This is a genomic window from Xanthobacter nonsaccharivorans, assembly GCF_043194755.2.
In the GTDB taxonomy this organism is placed as follows: Bacteria; Pseudomonadota; Alphaproteobacteria; order Rhizobiales; family Xanthobacteraceae; genus Xanthobacter; species Xanthobacter autotrophicus_G.
In genome coordinates this window covers 2,142,067-2,158,415 of record NZ_CM195526.1, presented here as the reverse complement: position 1 = coordinate 2,158,415, position 16,349 = coordinate 2,142,067, and the positions used below count along the sequence as shown (strand labels likewise).

At 68.3% G+C, this 16,349-nt stretch carries 15 protein-coding genes and 1 tRNA gene; 8 read left to right on the top strand and 8 right to left on the bottom strand.

The annotated features are described in order from the left end of the window. Nucleotides 1–129: 129 nt before the first annotated feature. From V5F59_RS09800 to urtA, 6 genes are all read right to left on the bottom strand, one after another. Nucleotides 130–975 carry an urease accessory protein UreD gene (locus V5F59_RS09800; RefSeq protein ID WP_393981345.1) on the bottom strand — a complete coding sequence of 282 codons (846 nt, stop codon included), beginning with the start codon at nt 973–975 and terminating at the stop codon, nt 130–132. Between the two features lies 1 nt (nt 976). Then, nucleotides 977–1,672, bottom strand: coding sequence for an urea ABC transporter ATP-binding subunit UrtE (gene urtE / locus V5F59_RS09795; protein WP_393981347.1), 696 nt, complete (start codon nt 1,670–1,672; stop codon nt 977–979). A 3-nt stretch (nt 1,673–1,675) separates the two neighbouring features. Further along, the gene (gene urtD, locus V5F59_RS09790; RefSeq protein WP_393981773.1) at nt 1,676–2,452 is read right to left on the bottom strand and encodes an urea ABC transporter ATP-binding protein UrtD; all 777 of its coding nucleotides are present in this window, start codon (nt 2,450–2,452) and stop codon (nt 1,676–1,678) included. Nucleotides 2,453–2,535: 83 nt separating this feature from the next. Further along, nucleotides 2,536–3,663 carry an urea ABC transporter permease subunit UrtC gene (urtC, locus tag V5F59_RS09785; protein ID WP_393981349.1) on the bottom strand — a complete coding sequence of 376 codons (1,128 nt, stop codon included), beginning with the start codon at nt 3,661–3,663 and terminating at the stop codon, nt 2,536–2,538. After that, entirely contained in the window at nt 3,660–5,300 is a 1,641-nt protein-coding gene (gene urtB / locus V5F59_RS09780; protein WP_393981775.1) for an urea ABC transporter permease subunit UrtB, read from the bottom strand. Before urtB ends, urtC begins: the two co-directional genes overlap by 4 nt. 197 nt (nt 5,301–5,497) lie before the next feature. After that, nucleotides 5,498–6,805 (bottom strand): urea ABC transporter substrate-binding protein, encoded by a 1,308-nt coding sequence (gene urtA / locus V5F59_RS09775; RefSeq protein WP_393981351.1) that lies wholly within the window; start codon nt 6,803–6,805, stop codon nt 5,498–5,500. A gap of 673 nt (nt 6,806–7,478) precedes the next feature. Between urtA and V5F59_RS09770 the strand changes: the two genes are divergently transcribed. Together V5F59_RS09770 and mgtE are read left to right on the top strand one after the other, a co-directional pair. After that, a complete protein-coding gene (locus tag V5F59_RS09770; protein WP_393981353.1) occupies nt 7,479–8,090 on the top strand; it encodes a carbonic anhydrase in 612 nt (203 codons plus the stop codon). Between the two features lie 130 nt (nt 8,091–8,220). Then, nucleotides 8,221–9,585, top strand: a complete 1,365-nt coding sequence (mgtE, locus tag V5F59_RS09765; RefSeq protein ID WP_393981355.1) for a magnesium transporter — start codon at nt 8,221–8,223, stop codon at nt 9,583–9,585. A gap of 12 nt (nt 9,586–9,597) precedes the next feature. On the opposite strand, the gene V5F59_RS09760 is transcribed toward mgtE, so the two are convergent. Next, nucleotides 9,598–9,765 (bottom strand): hypothetical protein, encoded by a 168-nt coding sequence (locus V5F59_RS09760; protein ID WP_393981357.1) that lies wholly within the window; start codon nt 9,763–9,765, stop codon nt 9,598–9,600. A gap of 318 nt (nt 9,766–10,083) precedes the next feature. On the opposite strand from V5F59_RS09760, the gene V5F59_RS09755 reads away from it, so the two are divergent. Both V5F59_RS09755 and V5F59_RS09750 read left to right on the top strand, forming a co-directional pair. Continuing rightward, nucleotides 10,084–11,439: an HdeD family acid-resistance protein gene (locus V5F59_RS09755; protein WP_393981359.1), complete on the top strand. Its 1,356-nt coding sequence runs from the start codon at nt 10,084–10,086 to the stop codon at nt 11,437–11,439. Between the two features lie 225 nt (nt 11,440–11,664). Beyond that, nucleotides 11,665–12,837: an MFS transporter gene (locus tag V5F59_RS09750; protein ID WP_393981361.1), complete on the top strand. Its 1,173-nt coding sequence runs from the start codon at nt 11,665–11,667 to the stop codon at nt 12,835–12,837. Between the two features lie 322 nt (nt 12,838–13,159). Here V5F59_RS09750 and V5F59_RS09745 read toward each other — a convergent pair. Next, nucleotides 13,160–13,236 (bottom strand) — tRNA-Pro (locus tag V5F59_RS09745). A 165-nt stretch (nt 13,237–13,401) separates the two neighbouring features. On the opposite strand from V5F59_RS09745, the gene fabI reads away from it, so the two are divergent. From fabI to V5F59_RS09725, 4 genes are all read left to right on the top strand, one after another. Further along, entirely contained in the window at nt 13,402–14,229 is an 828-nt protein-coding gene (gene fabI, locus V5F59_RS09740) for an enoyl-ACP reductase FabI (protein WP_393981363.1), read from the top strand. Between the two features lie 52 nt (nt 14,230–14,281). Further along, nucleotides 14,282–14,788, top strand: a complete 507-nt coding sequence (locus V5F59_RS09735) for a hypothetical protein (protein WP_393981365.1) — start codon at nt 14,282–14,284, stop codon at nt 14,786–14,788. A 55-nt stretch (nt 14,789–14,843) separates the two neighbouring features. Continuing rightward, complete coding sequence (locus V5F59_RS09730; protein WP_393981367.1) at nt 14,844–15,431, top strand: histidine phosphatase family protein; 588 nt, start codon at nt 14,844–14,846, stop codon at nt 15,429–15,431. A 137-nt stretch (nt 15,432–15,568) separates the two neighbouring features. Beyond that, on the top strand, nt 15,569–16,321 hold the full coding sequence (locus tag V5F59_RS09725) for a hypothetical protein (protein ID WP_393981369.1): 753 nt from the start codon (nt 15,569–15,571) through the stop codon (nt 16,319–16,321). Nucleotides 16,322–16,349 lie beyond the last annotated feature (28 nt).

Below are 16,349 nucleotides of genomic sequence, written 5' to 3'. Positions count from 1 at the left end.
GAAACGATATTTGGCAGCTGAACAGATGCGTTGGGACTGTTGTTCAGCCACAACAAAATAGCTCCGACATGGTTGTGCGTATCCCAAGTCGCTCTGTAATGCGTAATTGGTATCATTGTTCTTCCCCCCTCAGGTTGCCCACACGCGAGGCAGCGGGTGCCCGCGGAAGCCCATCAGAAACGAGGAGGCGTCCCGGCGCAATGTCTCGATGTCGGGGCCGAGCCAGCGCACGCACAAGAGCCCGTTCCACGCACTCGCCCCGGCGGCGCATTGCCCGCCCTCCAGCAGGCCACGAGCCTCCTCGATGCGCGATTCCGCATCGGGCGCCACATAGAGCAGCGTCGCCAGCGCCCGGTTGCCGGCAGCCACCGCCCGCCGGGCCAGAAGGTCGGCCACGTCGCCGGTGAGGCGCAGGGCATCGGCGAACACCAGCGCGCCCTCCCGGCGCACCCGCCAGTGATCCTCCAGATGCCCCTGCCCCATGGCGTCGCCATGAGCGAGCCGGCCGAGCATCAGCCCCTCGAACGAAAGGAAGGTGGCGTCGGCGGCCACGTCCACCTGATAGCGGCGCCTGAGCCGCGCGCGGTCGAACAGGATGGTTTCCTGCGGCAGCCATTCCAGCCGCGCGCCCGCCTCGGCAGAAAGGCGCACGTCGATCTCGGCAACCGGCCCGTCCGAGCGGTAGACCTTCTCCGCCGCCGGCGTGGCAAGGGTGAGGTGCGCCCCCGGCCCGGCCGTCGCCGCGATGGAGAAGGCATCGCCGCAGGCGACGCCGCCGGCCGTGTTGACGATGACCGCCTCGAGCCCCGCGCCGCCGCGCGGCAGGCGCGCGCGCAGGGCGCCACCTTCGGCAAGGTCGGCAAGGCGCGTCACGGCGCCGAAGGCGACGGCGGCGATGCGCACCCGCCCCTCGCTGCGCTGGCGCGCCGGGACGCCGCCCGTCTTCAGGGGCAGCTGGACGACGGACGCCGGCATGTCAGATGGCCATCAGCCGGCGCACGTCGTCGCCGTCGAGTCCGCTGCGGTCGCCGCTCGCCACCACCTCGCCGCGGTCCATCAGGATGAAGCTGTCGGCCAGCTCGCGGGCGAACTCGAAATACTGCTCCACCAGCACGATGGCCATGTCGCCCTTGTCCCGGAGATAGGAGATGGCGCGGCCGATATCCTTGATGATGGAAGGCTGGATGCCTTCCGTGGGCTCGTCCAGCACAAGGAGGCGCGGGCGGGTGACCAGCGCCCGGCCGATGGCCAGCTGCTGCTGCTGCCCGCCGGACAGGTCGCCGCCGCGCCGGCGCAGCATGCTCCTGAGCACCGGGAACAGCTCGAACACCTCCTCGGGCACGTATTTGTCCTTGCGGGCGAGGCAGGCGTAGCCGGTCTCCAGGTTTTCCTTCACCGACAGCAGCGGGAACACCTCGCGCCCCTGTGGCACGAAGCCGATGCCGAGCGCGGCGCGCTCCGGCGTCGGCAGCCGGGAGATCTCCCGCCCCTCCAGCGTGATGGAGCCGCCGGCGATGGGCCGCTGGCCGACGATGGCGCGCAGGAGCGAGGTCTTGCCCACCCCGTTGCGGCCGAGCACGCAGGTGACCTTGCCCGCCTCGGCCGACACCGACACCTTCTTCAGGGTATGGGCGGCGCCGTAATAGAGGTCGAGGTTCTCAACCTTCAGCATCGCTCACCTCCCCAGATACACTTCGATGACCCGCTCGTCGGCGCTCACCTGGTCGAGCGGGCCTTCGGCGAGCACCGAGCCCTCGTGCAGCACGGTGACCTTCACGTCCAGGTCGCGCACGAACAGCATGTCGTGCTCCACCACCACCACGGACCGGGTCTTGGCGATCTCCTTGAGCAGCACGGCGGTGTCCGCCGTCTCCTGGTCGGTCATGCCGGCGGCGGGCTCGTCCACGAGGAGGAGGCGGGGCTCCTGGGCCAGCAGCATGCCGATCTCCAGCCACTGCTTCTGGCCGTGGGACAGATCGCCGGCGCGGCGATGGCGCTGGTCCTTGAGGCGCACCCGCTCCAGAAGCTCGTCCACCCGCTCGCGCTCGTGGGGGGTGGGGCGCCAGTAGACGTTGGCGAAGGCCCGCCGGTCCGCCTTCACGGCGAGGAGGATGTTGTCCTCCACCGAATGCATGTCGAACACGGTGGGCGTCTGGAACTTGCGGCCGATGCCCAGCTGGGCGATGGCCGCCTCGTCCAGGCTGGTGAGGTCGTGGGTGCCGGCGAACAAGGCGACACCCTGGTTGGGCCGGGTCTTGCCGGTGATGACGTCCATCATGGTGGTCTTGCCCGCGCCGTTGGGGCCGATGATGGCCCGCATCTCCTGCGCGCCGATGACGAGGGAGAGGGCGTTCAGGGCGCGGAAGCCGTCGAAGGAAACGGTGATGTTGTCGAGATAGAGCAGCGCCGAGGTCAGCGCCTTGGGATCGGGCCCGGTGCGGCCCTGCTCCATCTCCCGCATCTCCGCCTCAAGGGCCAGCGCCCCGTGGGACTTCACCACATAGGGATCGGCGGACTGGATCTGGCTCATGGCGCTCACTCCGCCGGCTTGGGGGTGGGCGTCGCCGCCGGAGGGCGTGCCTTCCATTTCCCGGAGAGGCTGGAGGCGAGGCCCAGCACGCCCTTGGGCAGGAACAGCGTCACCAGCACGAACAGGGCCCCGAGGCCGAACAGCCACGCCTCGGGGAAGACGCCGGTGAACCAGGTCTTGCCCGCATTGACGATGAGGGCGCCGAGGGCCGCGCCCACCAGCGTGCCGCGCCCGCCCACCGCCACCCAGATCACCATCTCGATGGACTGGGCGGGGGCGAATTCGGACGGGTTGATGATGCCCACCTGCGGCACGTAGAGCGCGCCGGCGACGCCCGCCAGCATGGCCGAGAGAACCCAGGCGAGGAGCTTGTAGTTCTCCACCCGGTAGCCGAGGAACCGCGTGCGGCTCTCCGCATCGCGCACGGCGACGAGCACCTTGCCGTATTTGGAGGTCACCAGCGCCCGGCAGACCACATAGCCCAGCGCCAACGCCACGGCGGAGAGGAAGAACAGCGTCAGCCGCGTGGACGGGGCCTGGATGGGGAAGCCCAGGATGTCCTTGAAGTCGGTGAGGCCGTTGTTGCCGCCGAAGCCCATGTCATTGCGGAAGAAGGCGAGCATCAGCGCAAACGTCATCGCCTGGGTGATGATGGACAGGTACACGCCCGTGACCCGCGAGCGGAAGGCGAACCAGCCGAACACGAAGGCCAGCGCGCCGGGCACCAGCAGCACCATGAGCATGGCGACGGGGAAGAGGTCGAAGCCGTTCCAGAACCAGGGCAGCTGCTTGTAGTTGAGGAACACCATGAAATCCGGCAGCACCGGATTGCCATAGACGCCGCGCGGGCCGATCTGGCGCATGAGGTACATGCCCATGGCATAGCCGCCCAACGCGAAGAAGGCGCCGTGGCCGAGCGAGAGCACGCCGCAATACCCCCACACCAGGTCCACCGCCACGGCGAGCAGCGCGTAGCACAGGTACTTGCCCAGCAGCGGGATCATGTAGTCCGGCACGTGCAGCGGGTTGCCGGCCGGCAACAGCAGGTTGGAGGCGGGAATGAGCACCGCCGCCGCCAGCACCACGACGAGGAAGATGCCGCCGGTGCGGTCGATGATGCCGGCCGTTCTCATGATTCCACCGCCCGGCCCTTGAGCGCGAACAGGCCGCGCGGGCGCTTCTGGATGAACAGGATGATGAAGACCAGCAGCAGGATCTTGCCCAGCACCGCGCCGGCGAAGGGCTCCAGCAGCTTGTTGGCGATGCCGAGGGTGAAGGCCCCGACCAGCGTGCCCCAGAGGTTCCCCACCCCGCCGAACACCACCACCATGAAGCTGTCGATGATGTAGCCCTGCCCGAGGTTGGGACTCACATTGTCGATCTGCGAGAGGGCCACCCCGGCGATGCCGGCGATGCCCGAGCCGAGGCCGAAGGTGAGCGCATCGATGCGCCCGGTGCGAATCCCCATGGCCGCCGCCATGCGCCGGTTCTGCGTCACCGCCCGCACATAGAGGCCGAGCGGCGTTCGCTTGAGCACCAGCAGCAGGGTGAAAAACACGATCAGCGCGAAGACGATGATCCACAGGCGATTGTAGGTGATGGACAATTGCCCCACCTGGAACGCCCCGGACATCCAGGAGGGCGCGCCCACCTCCTGGTTGGTGGGCCCGAACACGGAGCGCACCGCCTGCTGGAGGATGAGCGACACGCCCCAGGTGGCGAGCAGGGTCTCCAGCGGCCGGCCGTAGAGGAAGCGGATGACCGTGCGCTCGATGAGGATGCCCACCAGCGCCGTGAACAGGAACGCCAGCGGCAAGGCGATGGTCAGCGACCAGTCGAACAGGCCCGGGAAATGGCGGCGAATGATCTCCTGCACCACGAAGGTGGTGTAGGCGCCCAGCATCACCATCTCGCCATGGGCCATGTTGATGACGCCCATGACGCCGAAGGTGATGGCAAGGCCGATGGCCGCCAGCAGCAGCACCGAGCCCAGCGACAGGCCGTACCAGACGTTCTGCGCCATGGCCCAGAACTTGAGGCTCTGCTCCACCTTGGCGATGCCCGCCTCGGCGGCCGCCTTGAGGCTGGCGGGCGCATCCGCCGGAAGGCTGCGCAGCAGGCTGATGGCCTCCTGGTCGCCGCGGGCGGTGATCTTCTGGATGGCGAGGCGGCGATCCGCCTCCGACACGCCGGCCTTGCCCATGAGGATGGCGGCGCGCGCCTGCTCCAGCGCGTCCTTGATGGCCGGCACGCTCTCCTTGGCGATGGCCGCGTCGACGGTGGGCAGCGCCGCGGCATCGCGCGACTTGAACACCGCAGCGGCCGCGTCGGCGCGCTTGGCGGGGTCGGGATTGAGCAGCGAGAGCGCGCCCGCCGCGGCCTCGATGGAACGGCGCACGCGATTGTTGGTGCGCACGGGGGTGAGCGTCGCCGGCGGGTTCGCCACCGCAGCGCCGGTGGCGGCATCGGTGAGGCCGGAAGGGGTGCGGATAAACACGGCCCGGGTGGCCGGATCCACCACCAGGCGCCCCTCCGCCAATGCATCCACCACGGCGGCGGCCTGCGGGCTTCCGGTCGCGGACAGGGCGGTCAGCGCATCCGCCGTGTCGGAGAAGCTGTCGTTGCCGAACTTGGCGATGGCGGCCGAAAGATCCGGCTGCGCCTGGGCATGAGCAGGGATCGGGGACAGCAGGAAGATGGCGCAGAGGGCCAGGAGCGGCACGAGGCCCCGCGCAAGGGCGCCGAGGCGAACGGGAAGGCGCAAGCGCATCATGAAGATATCCGCTCCGTCGCGGCCGGCTGTGCGCGGCAGCTTGCGAGGGGGAGAACTGCGGGCTCCCCCTCCCCTTGCGGGGAGAGGGAGGAGCGCCCCGGACGGGACGATACGAGAGCAAAATCGAGGAACGAAGGGCTCAAATATTCCGAGGGCCTTCCGGCCGCCGCGAGCCGAAGCTCACGTGCCGAGGTCTACTTGGCAGCGGCCGAGAGGCAGACGTTCTTGACGGTGTCGTAGTTGCCGCAATTGTACTTCACCCAGTCGGCCTCGAGGGTCTTGGAGCCTTCGAGGAAGTCGGACCAGGCGTCGCCGGGGACGAGGCCGGGGGTCTTCCACACCACGGAGAACTGGCCGTCGCCCTCGATCTCGCCGATGAAGACGGGCTTGGTGATGTGGTGGTTCGGGAGCATCTCGGACACGCCGCCGGTGAGGTTGGCCTGCGTGGTGCCGGGCAGCGCGGCGATCACCTTGTCCGGATCGGTCGTGCCGGCCTTCTCCACCGCCTTCACCCACATGTTGAAGCCGATGTAGTGGGCCTCCATGGGGTCGTTGGTCACGCGCTTCGGGTTCTTGGTGAAGGCGTGCCACTTGTCGATGAACGCCTTGTTCTCGGGCGTGTCGATGGACATGAAGTAGTTCCACGCCGCGAGGTGCCCCACGAGCGGCTTGGTGTCGATGCCGGCAAGCTCTTCCTCGCCCACCGAGAACGCCACCACCGGGATGTCGGTGGCCTTGATGCCCTGGTTCGCCAGCTCCTTGTAGAAGGGGACGTTGGCGTCGCCGTTGATGGTGGACACCACCGCCGTCTTCTTGCCCGCCGAGCCGAACTTCTTGATGTCCGACACGATGGTCTGCCAGTCGGAATGACCGAACGGCGTGTAGTTGATCATGATGTCTTCGGACTTGACGCCCTTGGCCTTCAAATAGGCCTCAAGGATCTTGTTGGTGGTGCGGGGATAGACGTAGTCGGTGCCCGCGAGCACCCAGCGCTCCACCTTCTCTTCCTTGGCGAGATAGTCCACCGCCGGGATCGCCTGCTGGTTCGGCGCTGCGCCGGTGTAGAAGACGTTGCGCTCGCTCTCCTCGCCCTCGTACTGCACGGGGTAGAAGAGGATGTTGTTCAGCTCCTTGAACACCGGCAGCACGGACTTGCGCGACACCGAGGTCCAGCAGCCGAAGACGGCCGCCACCTTGTCCTTGGTGATCAGCTCGCGCGCCTTCTCGGCGAACAGCGGCCAGTTGGAGGCGGGATCCACCACCACGGCCTCGAGCTTCTTGCCCAGCAGGCCGCCCTTCTTGTTCTGCTCCTCGATGAGCATGAGCATCACGTCCTTCAGCGTGGTCTCGCTGATGGCCATGGTGCCCGAAAGAGAATGCAGGATGCCGACCTTGATGGTGTCTTCAGCCCGCGCCGCACCCGTGCCCATCGTGCCTGCAACGGCGGCGACGGCGGCCAGCGCCGCAAGTCCCTTGGTCGCCTTTCCCAGCAAACCGAGCATTCGCCCTCTCCCCTGTTGTCCAGACCGGTTCGGGCCGGCCGGGGGGAGAGCAGCAAGGCGTGTGCCAGAGCGCCCCGGCCCGCGGCCGGGACGCCTCCGAGGGCCGGCACGCATCCCGGCGCCACATCCCGCCCCGCCCGCCGGGACAGGGCGGCAGACCGTGCCGGCATTGCCGAACCGGCGCCCGCGGCAGTCTGCGGGCCGGTCCCGTCCCGAAGGCGCCCGCGCCCCGCCCTTCACTTACGTCAACGCAGGGCAACGGGGCAGAAGTGCGCTCCAAACAAGCGCACGCGCAGTGATCATGTGCCTACTTTATATGCAATATGTGCGCAGTGTGTGCATCCGGCCGCACCGCAAGCCGGCGCTCCGCGCCACGGCGGGGACCGGCGCATCTCCAGCATCGCCGGCGCATGCGGGCCGGGCCTTCACAGTCCTTCCCGCCCCCGGAGGAAATTGAAGGCATGGAGGAGCACGATCACCAAGGTCGGAACAGCCATGATCCGAAGTAGAAGGCCGCGCATGTTGCTTGCCGGCCCGATCTCATTTCGACCAGGATCAACGGTGCATCCGCGCCACAAGTGCCGGGGGAAGCGATGCTTCCATTGGGAGATGGGCTTGACTCGCGGGCGCGGCTGGTTCTTCCGTGCCATAGACGGCGTAAGGGAGTGGCGGCGTGGACGATCTGGTCTCCGGCTACAAGCGGTTTCGTGAAGTGTCCTGGCCGGAGCGCAAGCAGGTCTTCGAGCAATTGGCCTCCCGTGGCCAGCAGCCGCACACGCTGATCATCGCGTGCTCCGACAGCCGCGTGGATCCCCAGATGATCTTCGACGCCGGCCCGGGCGAGATGTTCGTGGTGCGCAATGTCGCCAATCTCGTCCCGCCCTACCAGCCGGACCCGAGCTACCACGGCACGTCGGCGGCCATCGAGTTCGCGGTGCGCGTGCTGAAGGTGAACCAGGTGGTGGTCATGGGCCATGCCCAATGCGGCGGCATCCATGCCTTGCTGGAGGGCGCCCCTCCCGGCGCCGAGGACTTCGTGGCGAACTGGATGAAGATCGCCGAGCCCGCCCGCCTCATGGCCGAGGATGCGAATCTCTCCCCGTCCGAGCGCCAGCGCTTCTGCGAGCAGTGCTGCGTGAAGCTCTCCTTGTCCAACCTCGCCAGCTTCCCCTGGGTGGCGGAGCGTGTCTCCGCGGGCCAGCTGGCCCTGCGTGGCGCCTATTTCGGTGTCGCCACGGGCCGCCTGGAAGTGCTGGACGACGACGGCACCTTCAAGGCTGTCTGACTCCCGCTCTCCTGTCACACGGACGAAGGACGGAGTCTTTAGGCGAGGCATCCTGAGGCAAAGGCATCCTTGGGCGGGGGGACGGCGGCAGCCGCTTCGGCCGGATCCAAAGTGCGGGGGGACGCAAGAGATGAACATCGAAAAGATGCAGACGACGGAGCACGTCGCCGTCAGCTCCCGCCTCGGCCGGGAGCATGTGGCGGACATCGTCGAGTTCCTGAACAGCAAATCCCCCGAGGAGGCGACGGATATCGTCGCCCACATGCCGCTGCAATGGGCGGTGGAGGTGCTGGACCAGCCGCACTTCGACGACGCCTGCGAGGTGATCGAGGCACTGCCCCACGAACGGTCGGTGGCGCTGCTCGAAGGCATGTCGGCCGACCGCGCCTCGGACGTGCTGCGCTGGATCGAGGAGCCGGCCAGGAGCCGCCTGCGCGAGGCGCTCACCCCCGAAACCCGGACCGCCATCGACCACCTGCTCACCTATCCGGAGGGCACGGCCGGCGCGCTGATGACGACGGAGTTCGTCTCCGTCCCCTCCACCTGGACGGTGAAGCAGACCCTCGACCACATCCGCGAGGTGGAGCGCAACCGGGAGACGGTCTACGCCATCTACGTGCTCGCGCCCGACACCAAGCGGCTGGTGAACACGGTGTCCCTGCGCCGGCTGATCTCGGGCAATCCGGAAGATCCGATCCTTTCGGTCGCCAACCCCTACGTGCCCATCACCGTGCCGCCGAACCTGCCGCAGGAAGAGGTGGCCCGCACCATCTCCAAATACGACTTCCTCTCGGTGGCCGTGGTGGATTCCACCGGCCATGTCCTCGGCATCGTCACCGTCGACGACGTGATCGACGCCATGATCCAGGAGCAGACCGAGGACGTCCAGCGCATGGGCGGCATGGAGGCCATCGACGAGCCGTACCTCCAGATCTCCTTTAAGGAGATGATTAAGAAGCGCGCCGGCTGGCTGTGCGTGCTCTTCCTCTCGGAGATGCTCACCACCAGCGCCATGCAGCATTTCTCCGACGAGCTGGAGAAGGCCATCGTGCTCGCCCTGTTCATCCCGCTGGTGATGAGCTCGGGCGGCAATTCGGGCTCGCAGGCCACCTCGCTCATCATCCGCGCCCTGGCGCTCCAGCAGGTGCGCCTGAGGGACTGGTGGCGGGTGGCCCTGCGCGAGCTGCCCACCGGTCTCGTGCTCGGCTCCATCCTGGGGGTGATCGGCATCATCCGCATCGTGGTGTGGCAGGAAGCCGGCATCTTCGATTACGGCGAGTACTGGAAGCTGCTGGCCGTCACCATCGGCGCCGCGCTCGTGGGCATCGTCACCTTCGGCTCGCTGGCCGGCTCGCTCCTGCCCTTCCTCTTGAAGCGGCTGGGCTTCGATCCCGCCAGCGCCTCCGCCCCCTTCATCGCCACGCTGGTGGATGTCACCGGCATCGTCATCTACTTCTCGGTGGCCTGGCTGTTCCTGCACGGCACCATTCTGTGAGGCGCCGGCGGCTCAGCTCCCACGCATGAGACGCATGAGCCCGCCATAGCCGTCGAGGTCCTCCGCGGATGCGGTGGCCGTCTCGCGCGCCGCCGCATCCGCGAGGTCCGATCCGGAGCCCTCGCGCCCGCGGATCGCGAGGCAACGCCCCGCATCCTGCGGCCGCGCCAAGCCGTCCATCGCCTCCACCAGAACCTCGCCCTGTCCGGTGTTGCCCGCGGCATCCGCTTGAGGCGGTCCACGTCCGTGCGGGTCATGGCAATGGTCCCTCCATGGGCGGTGAAGATGACCGCGCGGCCGGCCTTCTGCCGCAGCCCGCGCCGGCCGGCGGCCTGGCAAGCGGACCGGACGACGCGCGCCGACCGCGCTCCGGCTGATCTCCGCCTCGCCATGCCTGTTCCCCAAAGAGGCAACCAAAGGTAATTGGTGATTGCGCCCGACAGGCCTCCGACGGCATCGTGGGGGCGTGGGTGCCCTCGGGATCAGTCCGAATTCGCCATGGTTCAGCTTGCCTTTCTGCTTGTCGGGGCCCGGGCCCTGCGTGACCGCTGGTGGGTGCTGTGCGCGCTCGCGCTGGTGCTCATCGCCATCGCCTTCCTGATCCTGGCCGACGCCATGGACGGCACCATGTCGGTGGCGACCCAGGTGTTCGGCGTGGTGTTCGTGCTGGAAGGGGCGCTCGGCGTGTGGGCGGTGCTCGCCGCGCGCGGTGCCGGCAGCCGCACGCTCGCCCTGGTTCGCGCGCTCTCGCTCATCGGCCTCGGCATCTTCATCTTTGATTATCCTGCGCGGAACGGCCTGGCCCTCTCGCTCCTGTTCGGCGCCGCCTTCCTGATCGACGGCGTGACGCGCATCGCCACCGCGGCGGTGGTGCGCTTCCGCCTGTGGCGCGCCACCGTGGCCGTGGGGGTGGTGGAACTGCTCCTGGCGGCGGTCATCGGCAGCCACTGGCCGCTGGCCCACGAGCTGAAGGTGCCGCTCTGCGTGGCCATCCTCCTGCTCATGTCCGGCTGGATCATGCTGCGCGCCAGCCTGATGCTGCGTGCCCATCTGTCCGAGGTGGCGATCCTCGCCCTGCCGATCTACGGCGCGCGCAACTGGTATGACAACGCCCCCGTGATCGTGGAGGGGAGCGAGCCCCTGCCCGCGCCGGAAGGCCCCATGCGGGTGCTGGTGTGGACGCCGGTGGGATCGGCGGACGTGCCGGGGCGGCGGCCCCTGATCGACCGCTACATCGCCGCAGTGGATCGCACCGGCGCCATCTCCACCGGCCATGCCGCGCTTGAGCTGAGGCCGGACCTCTACATCAGCCACTATCCCGACGAGGAGATCGAGCATTCGCCGGAGGAGTTCACGCGCATCCTGCGGGCCACCGCCGAGAACGACATCGCCGGCCGCTTCCAGCCCTCCTATGCCTATGAGGCCGCCAACTGGTGCGAGGCGGACCAGCAGGTGGAATTCACCAATTTCGACCAGCGGCGGCTGCGCGCCTTCTGGGCCGGCTACCGGCAGGAAAACACCTACAACCTCACCAACCGCAACTGCTCGGTGGCCGTGGCCGCGGCCCTTGATTCGGCGCTGGAAGGGGTGGTGGCCACCCACCTGCCCTGGCTGCGCGTCGCCACCCTGATGGCCAACCCGGACGTCTGGGCTGCCGCCTACATCCGCTCCCGCGCCGAAGCCATGAGCTGGACGCCCGGCCTCGTGCTCGACTATGCGCGCACCATGAAGCGCATCGTCGAGCCGGCGCCCCCGCCCTTCGCGTCCCGGCTCCGGGACTTCCTGCGCCGCCTCGCCCGGGCCCGCTCCGGCCGTCAGGCATCATCCGGCAGCCGGGAGCAGGCGCCTGGCTGAAGCGCGGCTGCACCGGCGGGGGACGGCCCGTTGGCGCCGGGACATGGCGCCACAGCCGGAACATGCATCCCCCGGGGGCGCTGCTTCTGTCTCCCCGGCATCCTCGCTATCCTTGCGTCATCCCCGGCCTGTCCCGAGGAGCCACGCCACGACCGGGGCAGCTGCCGGTCCCGGGAAACCCAGCACCCCGCCCCCGCACGAGATCCTCAGCCCAAGGACCTGCCCATGACCGACGATGCGGCCCCGCTTTCCCACTCCGCCGCCGAGTCGCCCGGCAGCGTCCTGTCCCGGGCGGCGGTGATCGCCACCGCCATGGTGTTCGGCCTCACCTATTCCCTGAGCGCCCCCCTCATCGCCTTCGACCTCGCGGGGCGGGGGCTGAGCGAGGCCATGATCGGCGCCAATGCGGCCATGCATGCGGTGGGCGTGCTGATAACGGCCGTGGCGCTGCCGCGCCTCGTGGCCCTTCTGGGGCCACGGCGCCTCATCTTCATCTCCATCGCCCTGTCGTCAGTGGCGCTCATCTCCTTCCCGCTGCTGCCGGTGCTCGCCTTGTGGTTCCTGCTGCGCCTGTTCCTGGGGATGGCGGCGGAAGCCCTGTTCGTGACCTCCGAGACCTGGATCAACGCCCTTTCCACCGAAGGCACCCGCGCCCGCTCCATGGCGGCCTATACCGCCGCCCTATCCGTGGGCCTCGCCCTCGGGCCGCTCATCCTCTCGGTGGTGGGCACCTCGGGCGTGCTGCCGTTCGCGGTGGGCGCGGGCATCGCCCTCCTCGCCGCCGTGTTCGTCGCCTCCCCGCGCATCATCGCGCCCCATTTCGACGAGCCGCGGGTGGGCAGCCCGGTGCGATTCGTGCGCCTCGCCCCCCTGGCCCTGAGCGTCACGCTGCTGAATGCCGCCATCGAGACCGCCGGGCTCTCCTTCCTGGCCCTCTATGCCATCAACCTCGGCTGGGCGGAGGCGCACGCCACGCGACTCATGTCGGTGATGATGATCGGCGCCATCCTGCTGCAGCTACCCATCGGCTGGCTGGGCGACACCATGGACCGCCGGCGCCTTGTGATCGCCCTCGCCGGCCTCTCTGCAGCCGGGGCGGCGGTGTGGCCGCTGGCCCTCGGCAGCACCATGGCCACCTATGCCCTGCTGTTCGTGTGGGGCGGCAGCTTCGTGGGCATCTACACCATCATGATCACCGTGGTGGGCAGCCGCTTCCGCGGTGGCGACCTGGTGGGCATCTACGCGGTCTCGGGCCTGTTCTGGGGCCTCGGCGCCCTGGTGGGACCGCTCGGCGCCGGCATCGCCATGCAGGCGCACCCGCACGGGCTGGCGCTGTTCGTCGCCCTCGCCTGCGCCGGCTTCGCCCTGGCCGCATGGCGGCTGAGGGACACCGCCTGAGGCGGGGCGGGCGGAGGGGACGCCTCCGCCATGACCAACATGCCGCTGCGGAATAGACCGACTCCGGCCGCCTTCGCCCTCGCAGACATGATCTTGTGGACGCGCCTTGCACCTATGCGCTGCACGCTGCCCTTCGTCGCCAGCGTCGATTTCACGTGAGGCATGGGCACCGGACCGGCGCCTGCGGACGCGGGCCGACTTGATGTCATCGAATCATCGGCGAAGGTGGCGCGAACGCGCCAAACGTCGCGGCGGAGCCGGCGAACGTCTAGATCGGGGGATATGTGGGGTAGAAAGGCCGGCGCATGCGCCGGAAATCTGCTGGTCGGAGTGGCAGGATTTGAACCTGCGACCCCCACGTCCCGAACGTGGTGCGCTACCAGACTGCGCTACACTCCGTGCCCAGGCCGCTGCGTATAGCCACTCCCTTTCGGCGATGCAAGAGGCAGATCGCACCCGCCTCGCTTGAACGGTGGATGGCCCCATGCCATAGGAAGCGCGCCCCGCGCGCATCGGTTGATGCGCCGTGCGGTATCAATGGCTTGAGCATCTGGAGTTGGGTCAATGGCGACGGACGGTTTCGCGAGCGGTCTTCTGAAGGGCAAGCGCGGGCTGATTCTCGGTGTCGCCAACAACCGCTCCATCGCCTACGGCATCGCCAAGTCCGCCCGGGACCACGGTGCCGAGATCGCCCTGACCTTCCAGGGCGAGGCGCTGAAGAAGCGGGTGGAACCGCTGGCGGCGGAGCTCGGCGGCCATCTCGTCGGCCATTGCGACGTGACCGAGCCGGCGACCCTGGACGCGGTCTTCGCCGAGACGGAGAAGCTGTTCGGCACCATAGATTTCGTCGTCCACTGCATCGCCTTCTCCAACAAGGACGAGCTGGACGGCCGCTATGTGGACACCTCGGCCGACAATTTCACCAAGACCATGTTCATCTCCTGCTACTCCTTCACCGCCGTGGCCCAGCGGGCGGAGAAGCTGATGCCGAACGGCGGCTCGCTGCTGACCCTCACCTATTACGGTGCGGAAAAGTGGATGCCCCACTACAACGTCATGGGCGTCGCCAAGGCGGCGCTGGAGGCGAGCGTGCGGTATCTGGCCGCCGACCTCGGCCCCAAGGCGATCCGCGTGAACGCCATCTCCGCCGGCCCCATCAAGACGCTGGCCGCCTCGGGAATCGGCGATTTCCGCTACATCCTGAAGTGGAACGAGCTGAACTCGCCGCTGCGCCGCACCGTCACCACCGACGAGGTGGGCGACACCGGCGTCTATCTGCTCTCCGATTTGTCGCGTGGTGTGACCGGCGAGGTGCACCACGTGGATGCCGGATATCATATCGTCGGCATGAAGCACCCCGACGCTCCCGATCTCGCCCTCGTGCGCGATTGACGGGCGCCAGCCCACCGAGCCCGCCCGCGCCTTTCGCGCCAGGAGACAGACGATGCCGGCGAATCCCCTCCGCGCCGCCCTTTCCGCCCTTGCCGTCTCCGGAACCCTCGCGCTCACCGCCGGGGCGGCGCTCGCCCAGAGCCCGCCGACGCTCCAGCAATATCCCCTGAGCGACCGTGTCTTCGGGCCTGGCGGCGCCGTCTTCCCGGATTATGTGACACCGACCGAGTACGGCACCTCCTTCCTCATCGGCGGGAATGGCAGCCGTTCGGCCCTGTTCGCGGCCGGCACCGCGGACATGAACTGCCAGCAGACCCAGGTGCCCAGCATCCGCGTCCTGTCGGCCCCGGCCACCGGCAAGGTTGTCATCGGCTACGGCAGCTTTCGGGCGACAGGCATCGACGGCGGCGCCAGCACCCTGTGTGTCGGCCGCGTGGCGAAGGGCCTGGTGGTGTCCTTCAAGGGCAAAGCCGCGCCGGGCGAGCGAATCGTGCTGCGCGTGACCTACCCGCCGCGCGGTGCCTGGTATGACCACACGGTGGCGATCCCCGCCCGCTGATGCCGCGCGTGCCTGCTCATCACCCGCCACCGAGCGCCGCCATGGCGGTGATGGCATGACCATGAATCGCTATTTCCTGGTGCGACACGGGGAGACGGACTGGAACGTCGTGGGCCGCCTCCAGGGCCGCCGCGATGTTCCGCTCAACGCCCTCGGCCGCATCCAGGCGGGACGCGTGGGGCGGGTGCTGCACCAGCTCGCCGGCCCCCCGCAGGATCTGTTCTACGTTTCCAGCCCGCTGTCGCGGGCAACCGAGACCATGCGGATCCTGCGCACCAGCCTCGACCTGCCGGCCGCCGAATTCGCCACCGACCCGCGCTTCGCCGAGATCTCCTTCGGCCAGTGGGAGGGCCAGACCTGGCCGGAGCTGCGACGGCGGGACCACGCCGGCGTGCTGCGCCGGGACCGGGACCCCTGGAACTTCGCCCCGCCCGGCGGCGAGAGCTACCGCACCCTGTGCGAGCGGGTGAAGGCCGCCTGCGCCGAGCTGACGGGGGATGCCGTCATCGTCACCCACGGCGGCGTCATCCGCGCGCTGCTCCATGTGAAGGCCGGCATGCCGGAAGACGAGGCCGCCATCCTGCCGGTCCGGCAGGGCGCGGTCTACGTGCTCTCCCGCGGCGGCTTCGAAGTCGCCGACTGAAGGCGGGCCAAGACCGCCCCGGCCTTGGCATTTTTCTTGCTGCATCAATCTTGTACGCACAGCCCGGTGTCGCGAACGCGACGCCGGCGCCTGGTGTTGACGCCTTTCATTCGAGCCCGAGCCCCGGGGAGCGTTTCATGACCGACATGGCCGAACTTCAGAAGCGGAAGATGCCGCTCAACCTCGCCATCGTGCACGTGGACCCGGACGCGTTCATCGCGAACTACATGGGTTGGCTGGAGATCACCAAGTTCATCACCGCCCTCCGCGCCGGGGAAGCCACCGTGCCGGCGGATGGCAAGACCCCGGCCCTCGCGCCGGCCGACCTCGGCCATGGCGGCGTGCACAATGTGGGCAACGACGCGGTGTTCGCCTTCTGCATGACGGCGGCGCTGAAAGGCGACAAGGCGGCAACCGACAAGGTGGAGGCCGCCTTTGTCGAGGCCTGGGGCAAGGAATATCCCGGCAATTTCGCCATGTGGCACTTCCGCACCAACATCGACACGCCCATCACGCTCGAGGATTTCGTCGGCCAGGCGGGCAAGAAGATGCTGCTCGGCGACATCCCGCCCCCGCCCCTGCGGGCGAAGGAGAACTGGACCGCGGGCCTGCGATTCTTCGAGAAGGCGCGCAAGTCCAACTTCGTGCACGAGATCATGTATCCGCTGGCGCTCTGGCATCGCGCCAAGTGGACGGAGACCCTGGAGAAGGGCGTCGCCTTCCTCAAGCATATCGAGGACACGGTGCCGGTGCTGCGCGAAACCCTGGAGGAGAAGCGCAACGATCAGCCGTTCATCGCCAACATCCTGCTACGCAATGCGTTTGGCGTGGATATGGAGCTGACCGAGGAATACGAGGGCTTCCTGCGCTCGCTCGCCCGCCGCGACTGAGCTCCAGCCACCCCTCGCTCGCGGGGTG